This is a genomic window from Stutzerimonas kunmingensis (genome assembly GCF_021432085.1).
Classification (GTDB): Bacteria; Pseudomonadota; Gammaproteobacteria; order Pseudomonadales; family Pseudomonadaceae; genus Stutzerimonas.
On sequence record NZ_CP090366.1, the window covers coordinates 2,472,330 to 2,488,582 of the forward strand.

At 62.5% G+C, this 16,253-nt stretch carries 17 protein-coding genes; 11 read left to right on the plus strand and 6 right to left on the minus strand.

Going from position 1 to position 16,253, the window contains the following annotated elements; all coding sequences use genetic code 11:
* Window positions 1–31 precede the first annotated feature (31 nt).
* The 6 genes from LW136_RS11680 to pqqA (LW136_RS11705) form a co-directional block, all read right to left on the minus strand.
* On the minus strand, window positions 32–850 hold the full coding sequence (locus LW136_RS11680) for a beta/alpha barrel domain-containing protein (RefSeq protein ID WP_102831733.1): 819 nt from the start codon (window positions 848–850) through the stop codon (window positions 32–34).
* A 4-nt stretch (window positions 851–854) separates the two neighbouring features.
* Complete coding sequence (gene serC / locus LW136_RS11685; protein ID WP_102831734.1) at window positions 855–1,955, minus strand: 3-phosphoserine/phosphohydroxythreonine transaminase; 1,101 nt, start codon at window positions 1,953–1,955, stop codon at window positions 855–857.
* Window positions 1,936–2,439, minus strand: coding sequence for a urate hydroxylase PuuD (locus LW136_RS11690; protein ID WP_102831735.1), 504 nt, complete (start codon window positions 2,437–2,439; stop codon window positions 1,936–1,938). Before LW136_RS11690 ends, serC begins: the two co-directional genes overlap by 20 nt.
* A gap of 84 nt (window positions 2,440–2,523) precedes the next feature.
* Complete coding sequence (gene pqqE / locus LW136_RS11695) at window positions 2,524–3,669, minus strand: pyrroloquinoline quinone biosynthesis protein PqqE (protein WP_102831736.1); 1,146 nt, start codon at window positions 3,667–3,669, stop codon at window positions 2,524–2,526.
* Window positions 3,638–3,931: a pyrroloquinoline quinone biosynthesis peptide chaperone PqqD gene (gene pqqD, locus LW136_RS11700; RefSeq protein WP_014820276.1), complete on the minus strand. Its 294-nt coding sequence runs from the start codon at window positions 3,929–3,931 to the stop codon at window positions 3,638–3,640. The genes pqqE (LW136_RS11695) and pqqD (LW136_RS11700) overlap by 32 nt, the downstream gene beginning before the upstream one ends.
* Before the next feature lie 57 nt (window positions 3,932–3,988).
* Entirely contained in the window at window positions 3,989–4,078 is a 90-nt protein-coding gene (gene pqqA / locus LW136_RS11705; protein ID WP_194291615.1) for a pyrroloquinoline quinone precursor peptide PqqA, read from the minus strand.
* Window positions 4,079–4,474: 396 nt separating this feature from the next.
* Here pqqA (LW136_RS11705) and exaC point away from each other — a divergent pair, with 396 nt between their 5' ends.
* The 11 genes from exaC to LW136_RS11760 all read left to right on the plus strand — a co-directional run bounded on the left by exaC (window position 4,475) and on the right by LW136_RS11760 (window position 16,211).
* The gene (gene exaC / locus LW136_RS11710) at window positions 4,475–5,995 is read left to right on the plus strand and encodes an acetaldehyde dehydrogenase ExaC (protein WP_014820275.1); all 1,521 of its coding nucleotides are present in this window, start codon (window positions 4,475–4,477) and stop codon (window positions 5,993–5,995) included.
* A 239-nt stretch (window positions 5,996–6,234) separates the two neighbouring features.
* On the plus strand, window positions 6,235–7,353 hold the full coding sequence (locus LW136_RS11715; RefSeq protein WP_090520067.1) for an oxidoreductase: 1,119 nt from the start codon (window positions 6,235–6,237) through the stop codon (window positions 7,351–7,353).
* A 176-nt stretch (window positions 7,354–7,529) separates the two neighbouring features.
* On the plus strand, window positions 7,530–7,601 hold the full coding sequence (gene pqqA, locus LW136_RS11720; RefSeq protein ID WP_003284930.1) for a pyrroloquinoline quinone precursor peptide PqqA: 72 nt from the start codon (window positions 7,530–7,532) through the stop codon (window positions 7,599–7,601).
* Between the two features lie 47 nt (window positions 7,602–7,648).
* On the plus strand, window positions 7,649–8,560 hold the full coding sequence (pqqB, locus tag LW136_RS11725) for a pyrroloquinoline quinone biosynthesis protein PqqB (protein WP_234172955.1): 912 nt from the start codon (window positions 7,649–7,651) through the stop codon (window positions 8,558–8,560).
* A gap of 76 nt (window positions 8,561–8,636) precedes the next feature.
* Window positions 8,637–9,389 carry a pyrroloquinoline-quinone synthase PqqC gene (gene pqqC, locus LW136_RS11730; RefSeq protein WP_014820272.1) on the plus strand — a complete coding sequence of 251 codons (753 nt, stop codon included), beginning with the start codon at window positions 8,637–8,639 and terminating at the stop codon, window positions 9,387–9,389.
* 121 nt (window positions 9,390–9,510) lie between these two features.
* Window positions 9,511–9,789, plus strand: coding sequence for a pyrroloquinoline quinone biosynthesis peptide chaperone PqqD (gene pqqD, locus LW136_RS11735; RefSeq protein WP_234175257.1), 279 nt, complete (start codon window positions 9,511–9,513; stop codon window positions 9,787–9,789).
* Window positions 9,761–10,915: a pyrroloquinoline quinone biosynthesis protein PqqE gene (gene pqqE, locus LW136_RS11740; protein WP_234172956.1), complete on the plus strand. Its 1,155-nt coding sequence runs from the start codon at window positions 9,761–9,763 to the stop codon at window positions 10,913–10,915. The genes pqqD (LW136_RS11735) and pqqE (LW136_RS11740) overlap by 29 nt, the downstream gene beginning before the upstream one ends.
* The gene (locus LW136_RS11745; RefSeq protein WP_234172957.1) at window positions 10,912–12,846 is read left to right on the plus strand and encodes a S9 family peptidase; all 1,935 of its coding nucleotides are present in this window, start codon (window positions 10,912–10,914) and stop codon (window positions 12,844–12,846) included. Before pqqE (LW136_RS11740) ends, LW136_RS11745 begins: the two co-directional genes overlap by 4 nt.
* Before the next feature lie 106 nt (window positions 12,847–12,952).
* Window positions 12,953–14,116: an alcohol dehydrogenase-like regulatory protein ErcA gene (gene ercA / locus LW136_RS11750; RefSeq protein ID WP_234175258.1), complete on the plus strand. Its 1,164-nt coding sequence runs from the start codon at window positions 12,953–12,955 to the stop codon at window positions 14,114–14,116.
* The gene (locus tag LW136_RS11755; protein ID WP_234172958.1) at window positions 14,100–15,815 is read left to right on the plus strand and encodes a PAS domain-containing hybrid sensor histidine kinase/response regulator; all 1,716 of its coding nucleotides are present in this window, start codon (window positions 14,100–14,102) and stop codon (window positions 15,813–15,815) included. The genes ercA and LW136_RS11755 overlap by 17 nt, the downstream gene beginning before the upstream one ends.
* A gap of 51 nt (window positions 15,816–15,866) precedes the next feature.
* Complete coding sequence (locus LW136_RS11760; RefSeq protein WP_234172959.1) at window positions 15,867–16,211, plus strand: hypothetical protein; 345 nt, start codon at window positions 15,867–15,869, stop codon at window positions 16,209–16,211.
* The last annotated feature ends 42 nt before the right edge of the window (window positions 16,212–16,253 follow it).

Consider the following 16,253-nt stretch of genomic DNA (forward strand, 5'->3'; position numbering starts at 1 on the left):
TCGGGGCGTTTTCGTTTGAAGCAGTTGAGTGTCAGCGGAGCAGTTTGCGCCCCAGCCAAGGCCCTTGGCGTAGCAATGCCGCGTGAACTTGCACCAGTTCCGCGCCTGCACGCATGCGTGCCTGCAGCTGGCTTGCGGTCTGGATGCCGCCAACCGAAAGCAAAGCAATATCTTTTTGGCAGAAACGACGCAGGTGCTCGATCTGTTCGCAGGCTTGCGCCTGTCGTTGCGGGTCTTGCCATGCCAGATAGCGCTCGCGCGTCGCCGGTGGCCCAGGGTCATGGGCAGCGAGCAGTCCGTCGAATCCAAGCTCAAGTAGCAGGCCGGCAAGCGAGAAGGGAATCTGCTCAGGCAGGCAGCGCAGCTTGGCTATCAGCGGTACCCGACGTTCACCTTTCTGATTCAAATGATGCTGTTCTTCACGAAGCGCGGTCAGCAGGTTGTGCAACCGCGCGCCCTGATGAAGCAGCGGGGCGCTGGACGGGCCGATCAGGTTCAACACGAGATAGTCAGCATGCCGCCAGGCACCGCGTAGCAACGCGCAGGTCTCGGCGGTGGAGCATCTGGCGTCCAGGGTCAGATTCACGCCTAGGCGTGCATCGCCTGGCGGGATTGGCTGCAGCCGGGCGAGCGCAGCCGCTGTCAGGCTGCCGATCTCGTTGAAGCCGAATCCCAGCGACGCGACACGCCGTCCCAGTGCACCGTGGCGGTCGAAGCCCGCCGCAATACCCAACGGCGTCGGGAATTCCAGCCCCATTACCTTGACCGGGTGGCGCGGCACCGCGCTCAGGCGGCACGCGACGCTGGTGAAATTGAGGGCGATACGATTGCGCAGCGCTTGCCAAACCATCGGCTTATCCATGGCGTTGCTCGAAGTCCGCCATGAAATCCACGAGCTGTTGCACACCCGACACTGGCATCGCGTTGTATAGGCTGGCCCGCACGCCGCCAAAGGCAGCATGCCCGCGCAGATGGGTGAGGTCGCATAGCTCGGCCTGGTCAAGAAATATCTCGGTCAGCCCTGCGTCGGCCAGTTGAAAGCAGACATTGATCGACGAGCGATCCTGGATTTTCTGCGGGCAGTGGTAGAGATCGCTGCCGTCGATGTAGCGGTACAGCAGTGCGCTCCGTTGTCGAGCAGCCGTTGCCATCGTCTCTGCGCCGCCTCGTTGCTTGATCCAGCGCAGCATCAATGCAGCGACATACAGGGTGAAGGTCGGTGGTGTATTGAAACGGCTCTGTTGCTCGGCTTGGACCGCATAGCTGAATGCGGCTGGGAGGCCAGCTGGCGGTGCTTGCAGAAGATCGTCGCGCACGATGACGACGCACAGCCCGGCTGCACCCAGGTTCTTCTGCGTGCTGGCGTAGATCACTCCGAAGCGCTCGACTGGAACGGGGCGAGTGAGGAAATCCGACGTCATGTCCACAACCAGGGGCACCGGGAGCGCGGGAAACTCCTGCAGTTGCAGTCCATTGGCGGTTTCGTTGCTGGTGATATGGCAGTAGCCAGCGAGTGGATCGAGCCGCCAGTGCGCTGGTGAGGGCAGGGCGGTGAAGTCCTGATCCGCCCCACTGGCGATGACGTTCACTGGTGCGTGACGGCGCCCCTCGGCAATTGCCTTGCGAGCCCAGTGGCCGCTTTCCAGGTAGTCCGCGCCTTGTCCCGGGCGCAGCAGATTGAGCGGCAACAGGCCGAACTGCGCCGATGCGCCACCTTGCATGAAAAGCACGCGATAGTTGCTCGGAATCTCCAGTAGTGCGCGCAGGTCGGCATCGGTTTCAGCCATCAGCTGTTTGAAGGCGCTGCTGGTGAAGGGCTGCTCCAGTATGGAGAGTCCGCTGCCACGCCAGTCCTGTATTTCCTCGCGGATCTGCGCCAGCACGTCGGTAGGCAGCATCGCCGGGCCGGCAGCGAAATTGTAGTGCCCGGACTGCTCAGAATAGATGCAGGCCATGACTACCACTCGCCATTAGGAACAGCAGAGGAAAGGACAGGATGGTGTTGCTGCGCGACGAAAGGAAGGTGATCCGCGAGCAGCGCACACGCTCCTCCAATGTCGCTGGGACGAAGCCGAGCAGCTTCTTCTGATGCGGCCAGAGCACCAGCCAAAGGTTGAGCAGCATCAGCGTGCCAATCCAGGCACCAAGACCGATCACCGCCAGCGGTCCCTGCAGCAGCAGCGCCTCAACCAGCCAGCCGCGTTGCCAGAGCATGAACATGCCGGACACCCAGACCACCACGGAGGCGTAGCGGAAGATGCCGTGCTCACGTTTCATCCGCGCTTCCAGATCGCTGTTCAGCGTAGCGGTGTCGATGCCGTTCTGCAGTGGCACGAAGCGCGGGTTCTGGATGAAGTTGGCGTAGTTGTGCCCGACCCAGACCAGTGCGAACAGTAGGTGCGCATAGCGGGCCAGCAGATCGAGGATCGGCAACTGCATGCTCACGTCACCAGCCAGTAACGCAGTAACAGGTAGCAGCCGAGCGTCAGCGCGAGTCCGGCGCTGACGGTGCCGCCGAACGAGTCATGGGGCAGTTTCAAGTTCCACCCCCTGACTGGCCTGTCGGGCGATCAGCGTGCCTTGCGGACGCGTGGCATCCTGCGCCAGTTCAACGGCCTGGCGAATCAGCTGGTGATGTGGGGATTTACTGCAGGCCGGATCGGTGTTGGCGCCGTTGCCGGTCAACAGCAGCGCCTGACAACGGCAGCCGCCGAAATCCTTCTCCTTGTCATCACAGCTGCGGCAGGGTTCGGGCATCCAAGTGTCGCCACGGTAGAGGTTGAATACCGGCGAGTCGTGCCAGATCTGCTCCAGTCGTTGCTGCCGCACGTTGGGGAAGATGAGGTCTTTGAAGTTGCTGGCCTGGGAGCAGGGCAGCACGTTGCCGCTTGGCGCGATGGTGACGTGAATGGCGCCCCAGCCGTTCATGCAGGCCTTGGGACGACCTTCGTAATAGTCAGGGATGACGAAGAAGATGGTCAGTCGATCACCAAAACGCTCACGCGCCTTGTGCACCTCGTCTTCGGCTCTCTGCAATTCGGCATGGGTCGGCATCAGCGCATCGCGGTTGAGCAGCGCCCAGTTGTAGTACTGCACGTTCGCCAGCTCGAGGTACTCGACTCCCAGTTCGACGGCGAACTCGATGATGTCCGGCACCTGAGCGATGTTCTGCCGGGTGATCGGTACGTTGAGCACCATGGGAAAGTCCATTGACTTGATCAGGCGTGCCATGCCGAGCTTGCGCTCCAGGGCATCGACGCCGGCCAGCTGACGTGCCACGTCACGGTCGGTGGACTGGAAACCGAGCTGGATGTGGCGTAGTCCGGCATCCTTCAGGGCGCGTAGGCGCGCCTCGGTCAGTCCAATGCCGGAAGTGATCAGGTTGGTGTAGTAACCCATGCGGTCAGCCTCGGCGACCAGCGTTTCGAGGTCCTTGCGCAGCGTGGGCTCGCCGCCGGAGAAGCCGATCTGCATCGCACCCATGGCGCGGGCCTGGGCCATCACGTCGATCCACTCGGCGGTGCTCAACTCATCCTGACGGTAATCGGCAAAGTTGCGTGGATTACTGCAGAACACACACTGCAACGGGCATTGGTAGGTCAGCTCCAGTAGCAGCCAGACCGGGTTGCCGCTGCCGTCAAGCCTTAACTCGGATCCAGCCCTTGCCATGGGACACCTCCAGGAAGTTCAGGACGCCGTTTCGAATCGTGTCGACGTCGGATGCGTTGTAGCTGAGGGCCAGCTGGTCGATCAGCTCGGCGACGCTGGTCTTGCCGTCGCAGCGCTGCAGAATCTCGCCGCCGGTGGCGTTCAGCTTGACGATGCCTTCGGGGTACAGCAGCACGTGGGCATGCTGTGAGTCTTCCCAACGAAAGAGGAAGGGCGGGCGGATCTCGTAACAGCTGGCGGGCAAAATTTTTGTCGTTGTCATCATGTCCATCCTCGCTCGACCGGCGTGAAGCCATGTGCGATCACGCCGGTCAGGGGCTCAGCGTACGTAGACGTACGCAGTGACTTCGAAGCCCAGACGCAGGTCGCAGAAGTCCGGATTGATCCACTGCATGGCGTATCTCCTCATTGGTTGGTGTCAGGAAAAGCAATGTCGCACCCCGAAGCTAAGGCGCTTTGCCACGGCGACTAATAAGACTTTGGGGTTGGTTTTGCCGCCTTTTGGTCGCGCTTTTCTTGCGTTGCGGGAGAATTTGCGCTGTGGGTCAGTGTCCTTGTTCGGCGTCATTTTTAAGGTGCTATTCAAGGCCTATTCTGCTCGGCTTTGTTCTCCCGCTTCGCCATGCCCGAGCCAATCGCAAACCGCCATCAACGCTGCCTCTGCGCCTTGCCATCTACTACCAAATGAGGAGCCCTCCGCTGCCATGGGTGCATACCGGAGCGAAGACCCCACTGCCTAAGATCGGTCCATGTCCTGTGCACCTTCCGGCACAGGCTCCGACAAGCAGAAGAAGAGAGGCCCATCATGATCTACGCCCAGCCCGGTACCGCAGGCGCCGTCGTATCCTTCAAGCCGCGCTACGGCAATTACATCGGTGGTGAATTCGTCCCGCCGGTCAAAGGCGAGTACTTCGTCAACACCTCGCCGGTAAATGGTGAAGTCATTGCCGAATTCCCGCGTTCGGGCGCCGAAGACGTTGAGAAAGCGCTGGACGCCGCCCACGCTGCTGCCGATGCCTGGGGCAAGACCTCAGTGCAGGACCGCGCGCTGATTCTGCTGAAGATCGCCGATCGCATCGAAGCCAACCTGGAAAAGCTCGCTGTCGCTGAAACCTGGGACAACGGCAAGGCCGTCCGTGAAACCCTGAACGCCGACGTGCCGCTGGCTGCCGACCACTTCCGCTACTTCGCTGGCTGCATCCGCGCCCAGGAAGGCAGCGCCGCCGAGATCAACGAGCACACCGCGGCCTATCACTTCCATGAGCCGCTGGGTGTTGTCGGCCAGATCATCCCGTGGAACTTCCCGCTGCTGATGGCCGCCTGGAAACTGGCTCCGGCCCTGGCTGCCGGTAACTGCATCGTGCTCAAGCCGGCCGAGCAGACCCCGCTGTCGATCATGGTATTCATCGAAGTCGTCGGTGACCTCCTGCCGCCGGGCGTACTGAACATCGTCCAGGGCTTCGGTCGCGAAGCTGGTCAGGCGCTGGCCACCAGCACCCGCATCGCCAAGATCGCCTTCACCGGCTCGACCCCGGTCGGCTCGCACATCATGCGCTGCGCCGCCGAGAACATCATTCCGAGCACCGTGGAGCTGGGTGGCAAGAGCCCGAACATCTTCTTCGAAGACATCATGAATGCAGAACCTGCGTTCATCGAGAAAGCCGCTGAAGGTCTGGTACTGGCCTTCTTCAACCAGGGCGAAGTCTGCACCTGTCCGTCGCGTGCGTTGATTCAGGAATCGATCTTCGAGCCCTTCATGGAAGTGGTGATGAAGAAGATCAAGGCGATCAAGCGTGGCAACCCGCTGGATACCGACACCATGGTTGGCGCCCAGGCGTCCGAGCAGCAGTTCGACAAGATCCTCTCCTACATGGAAGTCGCTCAGCAGGAAGGCGCGCAGATCCTCACCGGCGGCGCAGCCGAGAAGCTCGAAGGCGGCCTGGCCTCCGGTTACTACGTGCAGCCGACCCTGATCAAGGGTCACAACAAGATGCGTGTGTTCCAGGAAGAAATCTTCGGACCCGTGGTCGGTGTGGCGACCTTCAAGGACGAAGCCGAAGCTCTGGCGATCGCCAACGACACCGAGTTCGGCCTGGGTGCCGGCGTCTGGACGCGCGACATCAACCGCGCCTATCGCATGGGCCGTGGCATCAAGGCCGGTCGCGTGTGGACCAACTGCTACCACCTGTACCCGGCGCACGCGGCGTTCGGTGGCTACAAGAAGTCCGGCGTCGGCCGTGAAACCCACAAGATGATGCTCGACCACTATCAGCAGACCAAGAACCTGCTGATCAGCTACGACATCAATCCACTCGGATTCTTCTGATGAGGGCCCCGGCGTGTGAGCTCCAGCGCGCCGGTTTATTTTGCTACGCACGTCATGTGCAGGGACCTGCGCCGCTTCTGCTGTAATCCCCCTCGAACCGAGCGCAAGGTTCCTATCGCAACGCGGCTCCGGCCGCGTTTTTTTTGCCCGGTGGCGAACCAGCCATCGCGTGCATCGAACTCCCCGCCGCCGATACGCCTCCCATCAACATGCCCTGTGCCGAAGATGAGGAGAACCCCATGTCGCAACTGCTCGAACCCTGTTCGCTAAAACACCTGAAGCTGCGCAATCGCGCGGCCGTTGCGCCGATGACCCGCGTCAGCGCCGAAGCTGAGGGTGCTGCCAATGAATTGATGCGCGACTACTACGCCTCGTTCGCCAAGGGTGGCTTCGGCATGGTCATCAGCGAAGGCATCTATACCGATACGGCCTACAGCCAGGGTTACTTCAACCAGCCGGGGCTTGCTACGGAAGCGCACCGGGACAGCTGGCGGCTGGTAGTCGACGCCGTGCACGACGCTGGCGCCGCTTTCGTTGCCCAGCTCATGCATGGCGGCGCGCAGACCCAGGGCAACATCCATCATGCCCGGCACGTTGCGCCATCGGCGGTGCAGCCCGGCGGGTCGCAGCTGACCTTCTACGGTGGCGAAGGACCCTATGCGACGCCCGCGCAGATCAGCGAGGACGAGATTCAGGAAGCCATCGCCGGGTTTGCCCAGGCCGCGCGCCATGCCCGTGAGGCCGGCTTCGACGGTGTCGAACTGCACGGCGCGAACGGCTATCTGCTGCACGAGTTCATCAGCGCCGGGTTCAACCGGCGCGATGATCACTGGGGAGGCGATTACCTCGGTCGACTGCGGTTGCCGCTGGCCGTCATCGCTGCGGTGCGGGCAGCGGTTGGCAATGACTTCGTGGTTGGCATGCGCCTGTCGCAGAGCATGGTGAGCGACAGCCAGCTGAAATGGGAGGGTGGGGTGGACGAAGCCCGGCAGCGTTTCCGCGCACTGGCTGATGCTGGCCTTGATTATCTGCACGTTACCGAGCCGGACGTCGCTGCGCCGGCGTTTGGCGACGGGCCGAGCTTCGCTGCGATCGCAAAGGGCAGCGTATCGATCCCGGTTATCGGCAACGGCGGCATCGTCACGGGCGAGCAAGCTGAAAAGTTGTTGACTCAGGGAGACATGGACTTGGTCGCGGTCGGAAAGGCCGCGCTGGCGAACAACGACTGGCCGCAGCGAATCGCGCAGGGACTGCCGCTCAACGAATTCGACGGCACGATGTTCGTACCCATGGCGACCATCACCAATGAACTGGCCTGGCGTAATGCCAATGGTCGGTCGGCGCTGGGTTCAAGTTGACAGCGCACCAGGGCCGGGCGTTAGCTGGTAAACGAAACGCAGCAATGACAGCCGTCTGTCGGGCACTACCAAGGCACGGCGCTGTCTCCTTCCAAAGTACCATTCTGCTCGAGGCAGAACAGGGGGCTTAATTGAGCTGTCGGAATCTTCCGGCACCATAAAAAGAGGACCGACCTATGTGGACTAAACCCGCCTTCACCGACATGCGTATTGGTTTCGAAGTCACCATGTACTTCGCAAATCGTTGATCGATCAGCCCCGGCTCCGGCCGGGGCTTCGCTTTTGGGGGCTGTCCATGTTCATCCGTATTCTTGGTTCCGCTGCGGGCGGCGGTTTTCCGCAGTGGAACTGCAATTGCGCCAACTGCGCCGGCCTGCGCGCCGGCACGCTCAATGCGAAGGCGCGTACCCAGTCGTCGATCGCCATCAGTGATAACGGTGTCGACTGGATTCTGTGTAATGCCTCGCCGGACATCCGCGCTCAGCTGGAGTCGTTCCCGACGCTGCAGCCGGCCCGTGCGCCACGCGATACCGCCATCGGTGCCATCGTTCTGCTGGACAGCCAGATCGATCACACCACCGGCCTGCTGACCCTGCGTGAGGGCTGCCCGCATGAGGTCTGGTGCACCGAGATGGTCCATCAGGATCTGACCACCGGGTTCCCGCTGTTCAACATGCTCGAACACTGGAACGGCGGCTTGAAATGGAACCCCATCGCCCTGACCGGCAGCTTCACCATTCCCTGTTGCCCAAACCTGCACATCACGCCGATTCCGTTGCGCAGCTCCGCGCCGCCATATTCGCCGCACCGCAATGACCCGCATCCCGGTGACAACATCGGCCTGCTGATCGAGGACCGCAAAACCGGTGGCACGCTGTTCTATGCGCCGGGGCTGGGCAAGGTCAGCGACGAACTGCTGGAAACCATGCGCCAGGCGGATTGCCTGCTGGTCGACGGCACTCTGTGGCGTGATGACGAAATGCTCGTGCGCGAGGTCGGCACCAAGCTCGGCAGCGAGATGGGACACCTGCAGCAGAGCGGCTCGGGGGGCATGATCGAGGTGCTCGACGGCATGCCCGCGGTTCGCAAGATCCTCATCCACATCAACAACACCAATCCGATCCTCAATGAAGATTCCGTCGAACGCGAAATCCTCGGCGAGCATGGAATCGAAGTGTCCTTCGATGGCATGAACATCGAGCTATAGCACCCGAATCGCGGCCTTCAGCCGCCTGGTGCTGCGATACGAACATCGGAACGATAAGAAAAGGAAAGACACTGCCATGATCCTGCCAGCCATGAGCCCCGCGGAATTCGAACAGGCGCTGCGCGCCAAGGGCGAGTACTACCATATCCATCACCCGTTCCACCGGGCCATGTACGCCGGGCAGGCGACACGCGAGCAGATTCAGGGCTGGGTCGCCAACCGTTTCTACTATCAGGTCTGCATTCCGGTGAAGGATGCGGCGATCATGGCCAACTGCCCGGATCGCGACACCCGTCGGGAGTGGATCCAGCGCATCATCGATCACGACGGCGCGCCGGGGGAAGAGGGTGGTATCGAAGCCTGGTTGCGACTCGCCGAATCCGTAGGTCTGGATCGCGAGCAGGTGCTGTCGCAGGAACTGGTGCTGCCCGGTGTGAGGTTCGCCGTGGATGCCTACGTCAACTTCGCCCGTCGCGCCAGCTGGCAGGAGGCCGCAAGCAGCTCGCTGACCGAGCTCTTCGCCCCGACGATCCACCAGTCGCGCCTCGATAGCTGGCCGCAGCACTATCCTTGGATCGATGCCTCCGGCTACGACTACTTCCGCAAGCGCCTGAAGGAAGCCCGACGCGATGTCGAGCACGGTCTGCGGATCACCCTGGAGCACTACCGCACCCGCGAGGCGCAGGAGCGTATGCTGGAGATCCTGCAGTTCAAGCTCGACGTGCTATGGAGCATGCTCGACGCCATGAGCATGGCCTACGAACTGGATCGCCCGCCGTACCACACCGTGACCCGCGAGCGTATCTGGCACAAGGGCATCAGCCTGTAGGCACGCGTTCCGTGGGCAGATCCTGCCCACCCATGAGGCATCCGGCCCCTGTAGAGTGGACCGCCTGACGACCATGACCACGTGGCCAGGCAGCAACCTGCCCACTGGCGAGACAATGATGATGAGCGATATTCAACTAACCCAGATTCCAGCGTTGCGCCGTGGCTTCCGCTTCCAGTGGGAGCCCGCACAGAACTGCCACGTACTGCTCTATCCGGAAGGCATGATCAAGCTCAACGAGAGCGCTGCGGCGGTGCTGACCGAGGTGGACGGCACGCGAACCGTTGGCGCCATCGTTGCCGATCTGCAGGCCCGCTACCCTGAGGCCGAGGGCATTCAAGAGGATATCGTCGCGTTCCTGGAGGTTGCCGTTGAACGGTTCTGGATCGAGCTTCGCTAAACCCGGCTACGAGCCCGGCCCGCCGCTCTGGCTGTTGGCAGAGCTGACCTATCGTTGCCCGCTGCAGTGCCCGTACTGCTCCAATCCGCTGGACTTCGCTCGCAGCCACGATGAGCTGACCACCGCCGAGTGGATCGAGGTATTCCGCCAGGCGCGGGAGATGGGCGCCGCCCAGCTAGGCTTTTCCGGAGGTGAGCCGCTGGTCCGTCAGGACCTCGCCGAGCTGATCGCCGCTGCGCGTGGGCTCGGCTACTACACCAACCTGATCACCTCCGGCATCGGTCTCACTGAAGAGAAGATCGCCAGCTTCGCCGAGGCCGGCCTCGACCATATCCAGATCAGCTTCCAGGCCGCGGACGAGGAGGTGAACAACCTGCTCGCCGGTTCGCAGAAGGCTTTCGCCCACAAGCTGGAAATGGCCCGTGCGGTGAAGAAGCATGGCTATCCGATGGTGCTCAACTTCGTCACCCATCGGCACAACATCGACAACATCGACCAGATCATTCGTCTGTGCATTGAACTCGAAGCCGATTTCGTCGAACTCGCCACCTGCCAGTTCTACGGCTGGGCGGAGCTGAACCGTGCAGGGTTGCTGCCGAGCAAGGAACAGCTGGTGCGTGCCGAGCGCATCACCAACGAGTGGCGCGACAAGCTCGCCGCCGAAAACCATCCGTGCAAGCTGATCTTCGTGACGCCCGATTACTACGAAGAACGCCCGAAGGCCTGCATGAACGGCTGGGGCAACCTGTTTCTCGATATCACGCCGGACGGCACGGCGTTGCCTTGTCACAGTGCGCGCCAACTGCCTGTTGAATTCCCCAACGTACGCGAGCACAGCATCGAGCACATCTGGCGACACTCCTTCGGCTTCAACAAGTTCCGCGGCTACGACTGGATGCCCGAACCCTGTCGCAGTTGCGACGAGAAGGAGCGCGACTTCGGAGGCTGCCGTTGCCAGGCCTTCATGCTCACCGGCGATGCCGCCAACGCCGACCCGGTGTGCAGCAAATCGGCGCACCACGGCAAGATACTTGCGGCTCGCGAGCAGGCAGACCGCGGCGCGCTGGGGCTCGATCAGCTGCAGCATCGTAACGAGAAGGCTTCCAAGCTCATCCTCAAGGTATGAAATCGCCCCGCAACGATTCGTCCATGCTTCATCCATCCGCAGAGGTGCTGCCCTATGGCTTCTGGCCCAGCGACTGGAGCGCCGAGACCGCCGCGGCCGCCAGCCGGGATTTCGCCGAGCTGCGGGCCGGGCAGGGTGGGTTGTTCTGGATCGAATACGACCCCGCCGAAGGGCGCTGCAGCCTGTGGTTCTGGCGGGCCGGCCATGCGCGCTGCCTGACGCCGGCAGGGTATTCGGTCCGCAGCCGCGTCTATGAATACGGCGGCGGCGCGTTCTGCCTGACCGGGCAGGGCCTTGCTTTCGTCAACGAAGCGGACCAGCAGATCTGCCTGCAAACGCTGAGCGAAGATTCTCAGTCTCTGCCGTTAGCGCTGACTGCGCGTCCCGACTGCCGCTATGGCGATCTGCAGTACGACCGCCACGAGAACGCTATCGTCGCCCTGGAAGAATCGCGCGAAGGCGATGGGGTGGTGCATCGGCTGGTGAGCATCGCCATCGCCGATGGCACACGTAGACTCCTCGTCGAAGGGGCTGGCTTCTACGCGTCACCCACGCTTGGTCCTGATGGTCGCCGCCTCGCCTGGATCGAGTGGGATCGCCCTGAGCAACCCTGGACCTCAACGCGCCTGTGCAACGCCGAGCGCCAGCCGGACGGGGGGTGGGGGGCGGTGCGATGCCTGGCCGGCGAGGCGGGTGGCGAATCGCTGCAGCAACCGCGTTTCGCCGAAGACGGTCGGCTGATGTGCCTCAGTGATCGGCTGGGCTACTGGCAACCCTGGGCCGAGCGCGAGGGCGGTTGGGCCTTGCATCCGCTGATCGAGACGAAACCGGAGTCTGCACGGGATTTCGACTGCGCGCCCGCGCCCTGGCAGCTGGGTACCAGCAGCTATCTGCCGCTGACCGACGGCGGCCTGCTGTTGACCCATATGGTCGATGGTTACGGGTTGCTGTTCGAACACGTCGCCGAAGGCCGGCAGCGACAGCTGGCCGGTGCGTTCAGTCGCTGCCGCCAGTTGGCCGCCGACGCCACCCATGTGTTCTGTATCGCTGGCGCAGCGCAGCGCACGCCTGCGGTGCTGGCCATCGAGCGGGCCAGCGGCATGGTGCAGATACTCGCCGGCGGTGGGATGCCGTTGGCCGGGGTACAGGTCTCCTATCCGCAGCCCATGCGCTTTCCAACCGGCACCGGCGAAACCGCCCATGCGTTTTTCTACGCGCCGCGCAATGTGAACTGCCGGGGCGAACCCGGAACATCGCCACCTCTGGTGGTGTTCATCCATGGCGGTCCGACGTCGGCGTGCTACCCCGTCTTCGATCCGCGCATCCAGTTCTGGACGCAGCGCGGTTTTGCCGTGGTGGACGTCAACTACCGCGGCAGCAGTGGTTTCGGTCGCGCCTACCGGCAATGCCTGCACGAGCAATGGGGCGTGGTGGATGTGGATGACGCCTGCCAGGCAGTACGAGCGCTGGTAGAACAAGGTGCGGTCGATCCGCGGCGGGTGTTCATTCGCGGCTCCAGTGCGGGTGGCTACACCGCCCTCAGCGCGCTGGTAGCCTCCGATCTGTTTCGCGGCGGCGCAAGCCTGTACGGCGTCAGCGATCCATTGGCGTTGCGTCGGGTGACGCACAAGTTCGAAGGCGATTATCTGGACTGGCTAATAGGTGATCCGCAGCGGGTGCCGGAGCGCTTTCGCGAGCGCGCGCCGCTGTATAACGCCGAGCGCATCGCTGCACCGATACTCTTCCTGCAGGGCGCGCAGGATGCGGTGGTACTACCCGAGCAGACCGAAACCATGGTGGCGGCGCTGCGCGGGCAAGGTATCGAGGTGGAGTACCGGCTCTACCCGAACGAGCGACATGGCTTTCGCCAGGCCAATAATCTGGCCGATGCGCTGGAGCGTGAACTGCGCTTCTATCGTGGGCTGCTGTAGAGTTTTCCGCCGGGCGGATGGCAGGCAGCCATTAGGTGCATTGCTTTACTTGAGCAATGCAGTAGGCTTGCGCTCGTTGTTACAAAAAATAAAAAAGGCCGCAGTCATGAGCCCGAATATTAGCCTTCAGCGCAAGTTCGTCTCCCCAGAAATCATCTTCGGCGCGGGATGTCGCCACAGCGTCGGGACCTGCGCCGGCAACTTCGGAGCGCGAAAGGTGCTGGTGGTATCCGACCCCGGCGTCGTGAAGGCAGGCTGGGTGGCTGACGTGCAGGCCAGTCTCGACCGGCAGAACATCGAACATTGCTTGTTCACCGGCGTTTCGCCCAATCCCCGTTGCGAAGAGGTGATGCTCGGCGCCGAGCTGTATCGCAGCGAAGGCTGCAACGTGATCGTCGCGGTAGGCGGTGGCAGCCCAATGGACTGCGCGAAGGGGATCGGCATCGTCGCGGCGCATGGGCGCCATATCTATGAATTCGAAGGGGTGGATACGCTGCGCGTGCCCAGCCCACCGCTGATCCTGATCCCGACTACCGCCGGCACATCGGCTGACGTGTCGCAGTTCGTGATCATCTCCAACCAACAGGAGCGGATGAAGTTCTCCATCGTCAGCAAGGCAGCCGTGCCGGATGTCTCGCTGATCGACCCGGAAACCACGCTGAGCATGGACCCGTTCCTTTCCGCCTGTACCGGTATTGATGCGCTGGTGCACGCGATCGAGGCATTCGTGTCGACTGGCCATGGGCCGCTGACCGACCCGCACGCGCTGGAAGCCATGCGACTGATCAACGGCAATCTTGCGCAGATGATCGCCAATCCGGCGGATATCACGCTGCGCGAGCAGATCATGCTCGGCAGCATGCAGGCCGGGCTGGCCTTCTCCAACGCGATCCTCGGTGCGGTGCATGCCATGTCCCACAGCCTCGGCGGCTATCTCGATCTGCCCCATGGTGTTTGCAACGCCGTGCTGGTCGAACATGTCGTCGCATTCAATTACGACGCCTCGCCGGACCGCTACCGCAAGGTCGCCGAAACCCTGGGCATCGATTCGCGCGGGCTGAACCATCGCCAGGTTCGCGAGCGGCTGGTGCAGCACCTGATCGATCTCAAGCAGCAGATCGGCTTCCGTGAAACGCTGAGCCTGCACGGCGTTAACCTTTCCGATATCCCGTTCCTCTCGCAACATGCGATGCAGGATCCCTGCATCCTCACTAATCCACGCTCGTCGACGCAGCGGGACGTCGAGGTCGTCTATGCCGAAGCCCTCTGATGATCAGCATCAGGCCCTGGCGCAACTGCTCGGGTTCGGCAGCCATTCCGCACGCAAGAGTCACTACCCGGAACTGGTGGCACGCCTGGAAGAGCTGGAGGGCGAGCGCAATCGCTACAAATGGCTGTTCGAGCACGCCGTGCATGGCATCTTTCAGGCCAGCCTCCATGAAGGCATTCGAGCTGCCAATCCTGCCTTGGCGCGCATGCTCAATTACGAAACCCCTGAAGAGGCGCTGTGGGCGCTGACCGATCTGTCCCATCACCTGTTCATCGGTGGTGAGGAGGAGCTACGGCAGATCCGCCATACCCTGAGCCAGCAACATGGCCTGTTTGGCTACGAGACGCGCCTGCGCCGCAAGGACGGCAGCGCCATCTACGTGATCATGAACCTGCTGCTCAAGCCGGACGAAGACGGTCTGGTGGAAGGCTTCGTCGCCGACGTGACCGAGCGCAAGCTGGCGCAATTGCGGCTGTTGCAGCTCAACGAAGAGCTCGAGCAGCGCGTCGCCGAGCGCACCTGTGAATTGCGTGAGGCCCGCGATGCAGCGGAAGCCGCCAATCTGAGCAAGGACAAGTACCTCGCCGCAGCCAGCCACGACCTGCTACAGCCGCTCAACGCCGCACGGCTGCTGATCTCGACCCTGCGTGAACGCCAACTGCCGCAGAACGAGCTGCATCTGGTCGAGCGCGCCCATCAGGCCCTGGAAGGCGCCGAGGACCTGCTGACCGATTTGCTCGATATTTCCAAACTCGATCAGGCCGCGATCAAACCGGACATCGATATCTACTCGCTGGACGAGGTGCTGCTGCCGCTGGTGTCGGAATTCCAGTCGGTCGCTGCGGCGGCGGGCTTGCAGTTGAAACACTACATCCCGCGGGTCGCCATCAAGACAGATTTCCGCCTGCTGACGCGGATCCTGCGGAATTTCCTCAGCAATGCCTGCCGCTATACCGATCAGGGCGCGGTACTGGTTGGCGCGCGCATGCGCGCCGGGGCGCTGCGTATCGAGGTCTGGGATACCGGACGGGGCATTCCGGAGGAGGAGCTGCAGGCGATTTTTCTCGAATTCAATCAGCTCGGGATCGGTCGATCCGCGAAACGCAGTGGCGTAGGGCTGGGATTGGCCATCGTCGACCGTATCGCCAGCATGCTCGGCTATCAGGTGCTGGTGCGCTCGATGCCGGGGCGTGGCTCGGTGTTCAGTATCGACGTGCCGCTGGCCGAAGCGATGCCCCGCGAACGGGTTGCGGCCCCGGCGATCGTGCCGCAGCTGGGCGACCCGCTGCCAGGGCGCCGGCTGCTGGTGATCGACAATGAGGAAAGCATCCTGCTGAGCATGGCTGCCTTGCTCGAACAATGGGGCTGCACGGTGCTGACGGCCACCGACGAGCAAAGCGCAATGACGGCGCTGGATGGAGTCGCACCGGACGCGATCCTCGCCGATTACCATCTGGATCACGGGCTGACCGGCTGGGATGTCGTGCTCGCGGTGCGAGGACGCTTCAACCAGGCGCTGCCGGTGGTGATGATCACCGCCGATCGCAGCGACCAATGCCGCCAGCAACTGCAGGGCTGCGGCGTGCCTGTGCTGAACAAGCCGGTCAAACCCGGCAAGATGCGTTCGGTGCTCAGTCATCTTCTCGCCGGCAATGGCAATGGCAATGGCAATGGCAATGGCGGGCAGAATTCGGGCTGACACGATCTGGATCAAGTTTTAGCGGGTGTCGGCTCGGCTAGACTCCTCGCCATGAAAGCCCATCTGCGTCTGCTACTCGTCCTGTTGCTTAGCCTCGCGCTCCCCGTGAGTAGCATGGCTGCGCTCGAGCTGAAGGCAGAGCCTTGCCAGATGCAAAGCGACATGGACACTGCCGGGCATCTCGCACACCAGGCTGAAGCTCAGGGCGAGGACACGCATTCGCACGATGGCAATCCACTGTGTAAAAGCGGCCACCAGTGCAAAACCGGCAGCATGTTGCAGACCGGCGTCGCGCAGCCGCATCTGACTGCCTCGCTGCCGCAACTCGCAGTTCATTACCGAGCGTTCTTTCCCGCCCGCTCCAACGCCGACGTCTGGCGCCCTCTGCGTTACTGATTCCATCGCTGACCTGACTCGCCCCGCGTTCATGCGTTGAGG

What these genes read in the sequence shown, in the direction of transcription:
- pqqC (WP_014820272.1), top strand. Translation starts at nt 8,637, where the DNA reads ATGATCCTGCCAGCCATGAGCCCCGCGGAATTCGAACAGGCGCTGCGC.
- pqqD (WP_234175257.1), top strand. Translation starts at nt 9,511, where the DNA reads ATGAGCGATATTCAACTAACCCAGATTCCAGCGTTGCGCCGTGGCTTC.
- pqqE (WP_102831736.1), bottom strand. Translation starts at nt 3,669, where the DNA reads ATGGCAAGGGCTGGATCCGAGTTAAGGCTTGACGGCAGCGGCAACCCG.
- exaC (WP_014820275.1), top strand. Translation starts at nt 4,475, where the DNA reads ATGATCTACGCCCAGCCCGGTACCGCAGGCGCCGTCGTATCCTTCAAG.
- LW136_RS11690 (WP_102831735.1), bottom strand. Translation starts at nt 2,439, where the DNA reads ATGCAGTTGCCGATCCTCGATCTGCTGGCCCGCTATGCGCACCTACTG.
- pqqA (WP_194291615.1), bottom strand. Translation starts at nt 4,078, where the DNA reads ATGAGGAGATACGCCATGCAGTGGATCAATCCGGACTTCTGCGACCTG.
- pqqB (WP_234172955.1), top strand. Translation starts at nt 7,649, where the DNA reads ATGTTCATCCGTATTCTTGGTTCCGCTGCGGGCGGCGGTTTTCCGCAG.
- LW136_RS11755 (WP_234172958.1), top strand. Translation starts at nt 14,100, where the DNA reads ATGCCGAAGCCCTCTGATGATCAGCATCAGGCCCTGGCGCAACTGCTC.
- serC (WP_102831734.1), bottom strand. Translation starts at nt 1,955, where the DNA reads ATGGCCTGCATCTATTCTGAGCAGTCCGGGCACTACAATTTCGCTGCC.
- ercA (WP_234175258.1), top strand. Translation starts at nt 12,953, where the DNA reads ATGAGCCCGAATATTAGCCTTCAGCGCAAGTTCGTCTCCCCAGAAATC.
- pqqD (WP_014820276.1), bottom strand. Translation starts at nt 3,931, where the DNA reads ATGACAACGACAAAAATTTTGCCCGCCAGCTGTTACGAGATCCGCCCG.
- LW136_RS11745 (WP_234172957.1), top strand. Translation starts at nt 10,912, where the DNA reads ATGAAATCGCCCCGCAACGATTCGTCCATGCTTCATCCATCCGCAGAG.
- LW136_RS11760 (WP_234172959.1), top strand. Translation starts at nt 15,867, where the DNA reads ATGAAAGCCCATCTGCGTCTGCTACTCGTCCTGTTGCTTAGCCTCGCG.
- LW136_RS11715 (WP_090520067.1), top strand. Translation starts at nt 6,235, where the DNA reads ATGTCGCAACTGCTCGAACCCTGTTCGCTAAAACACCTGAAGCTGCGC.
- LW136_RS11680 (WP_102831733.1), bottom strand. Translation starts at nt 850, where the DNA reads ATGGTTTGGCAAGCGCTGCGCAATCGTATCGCCCTCAATTTCACCAGC.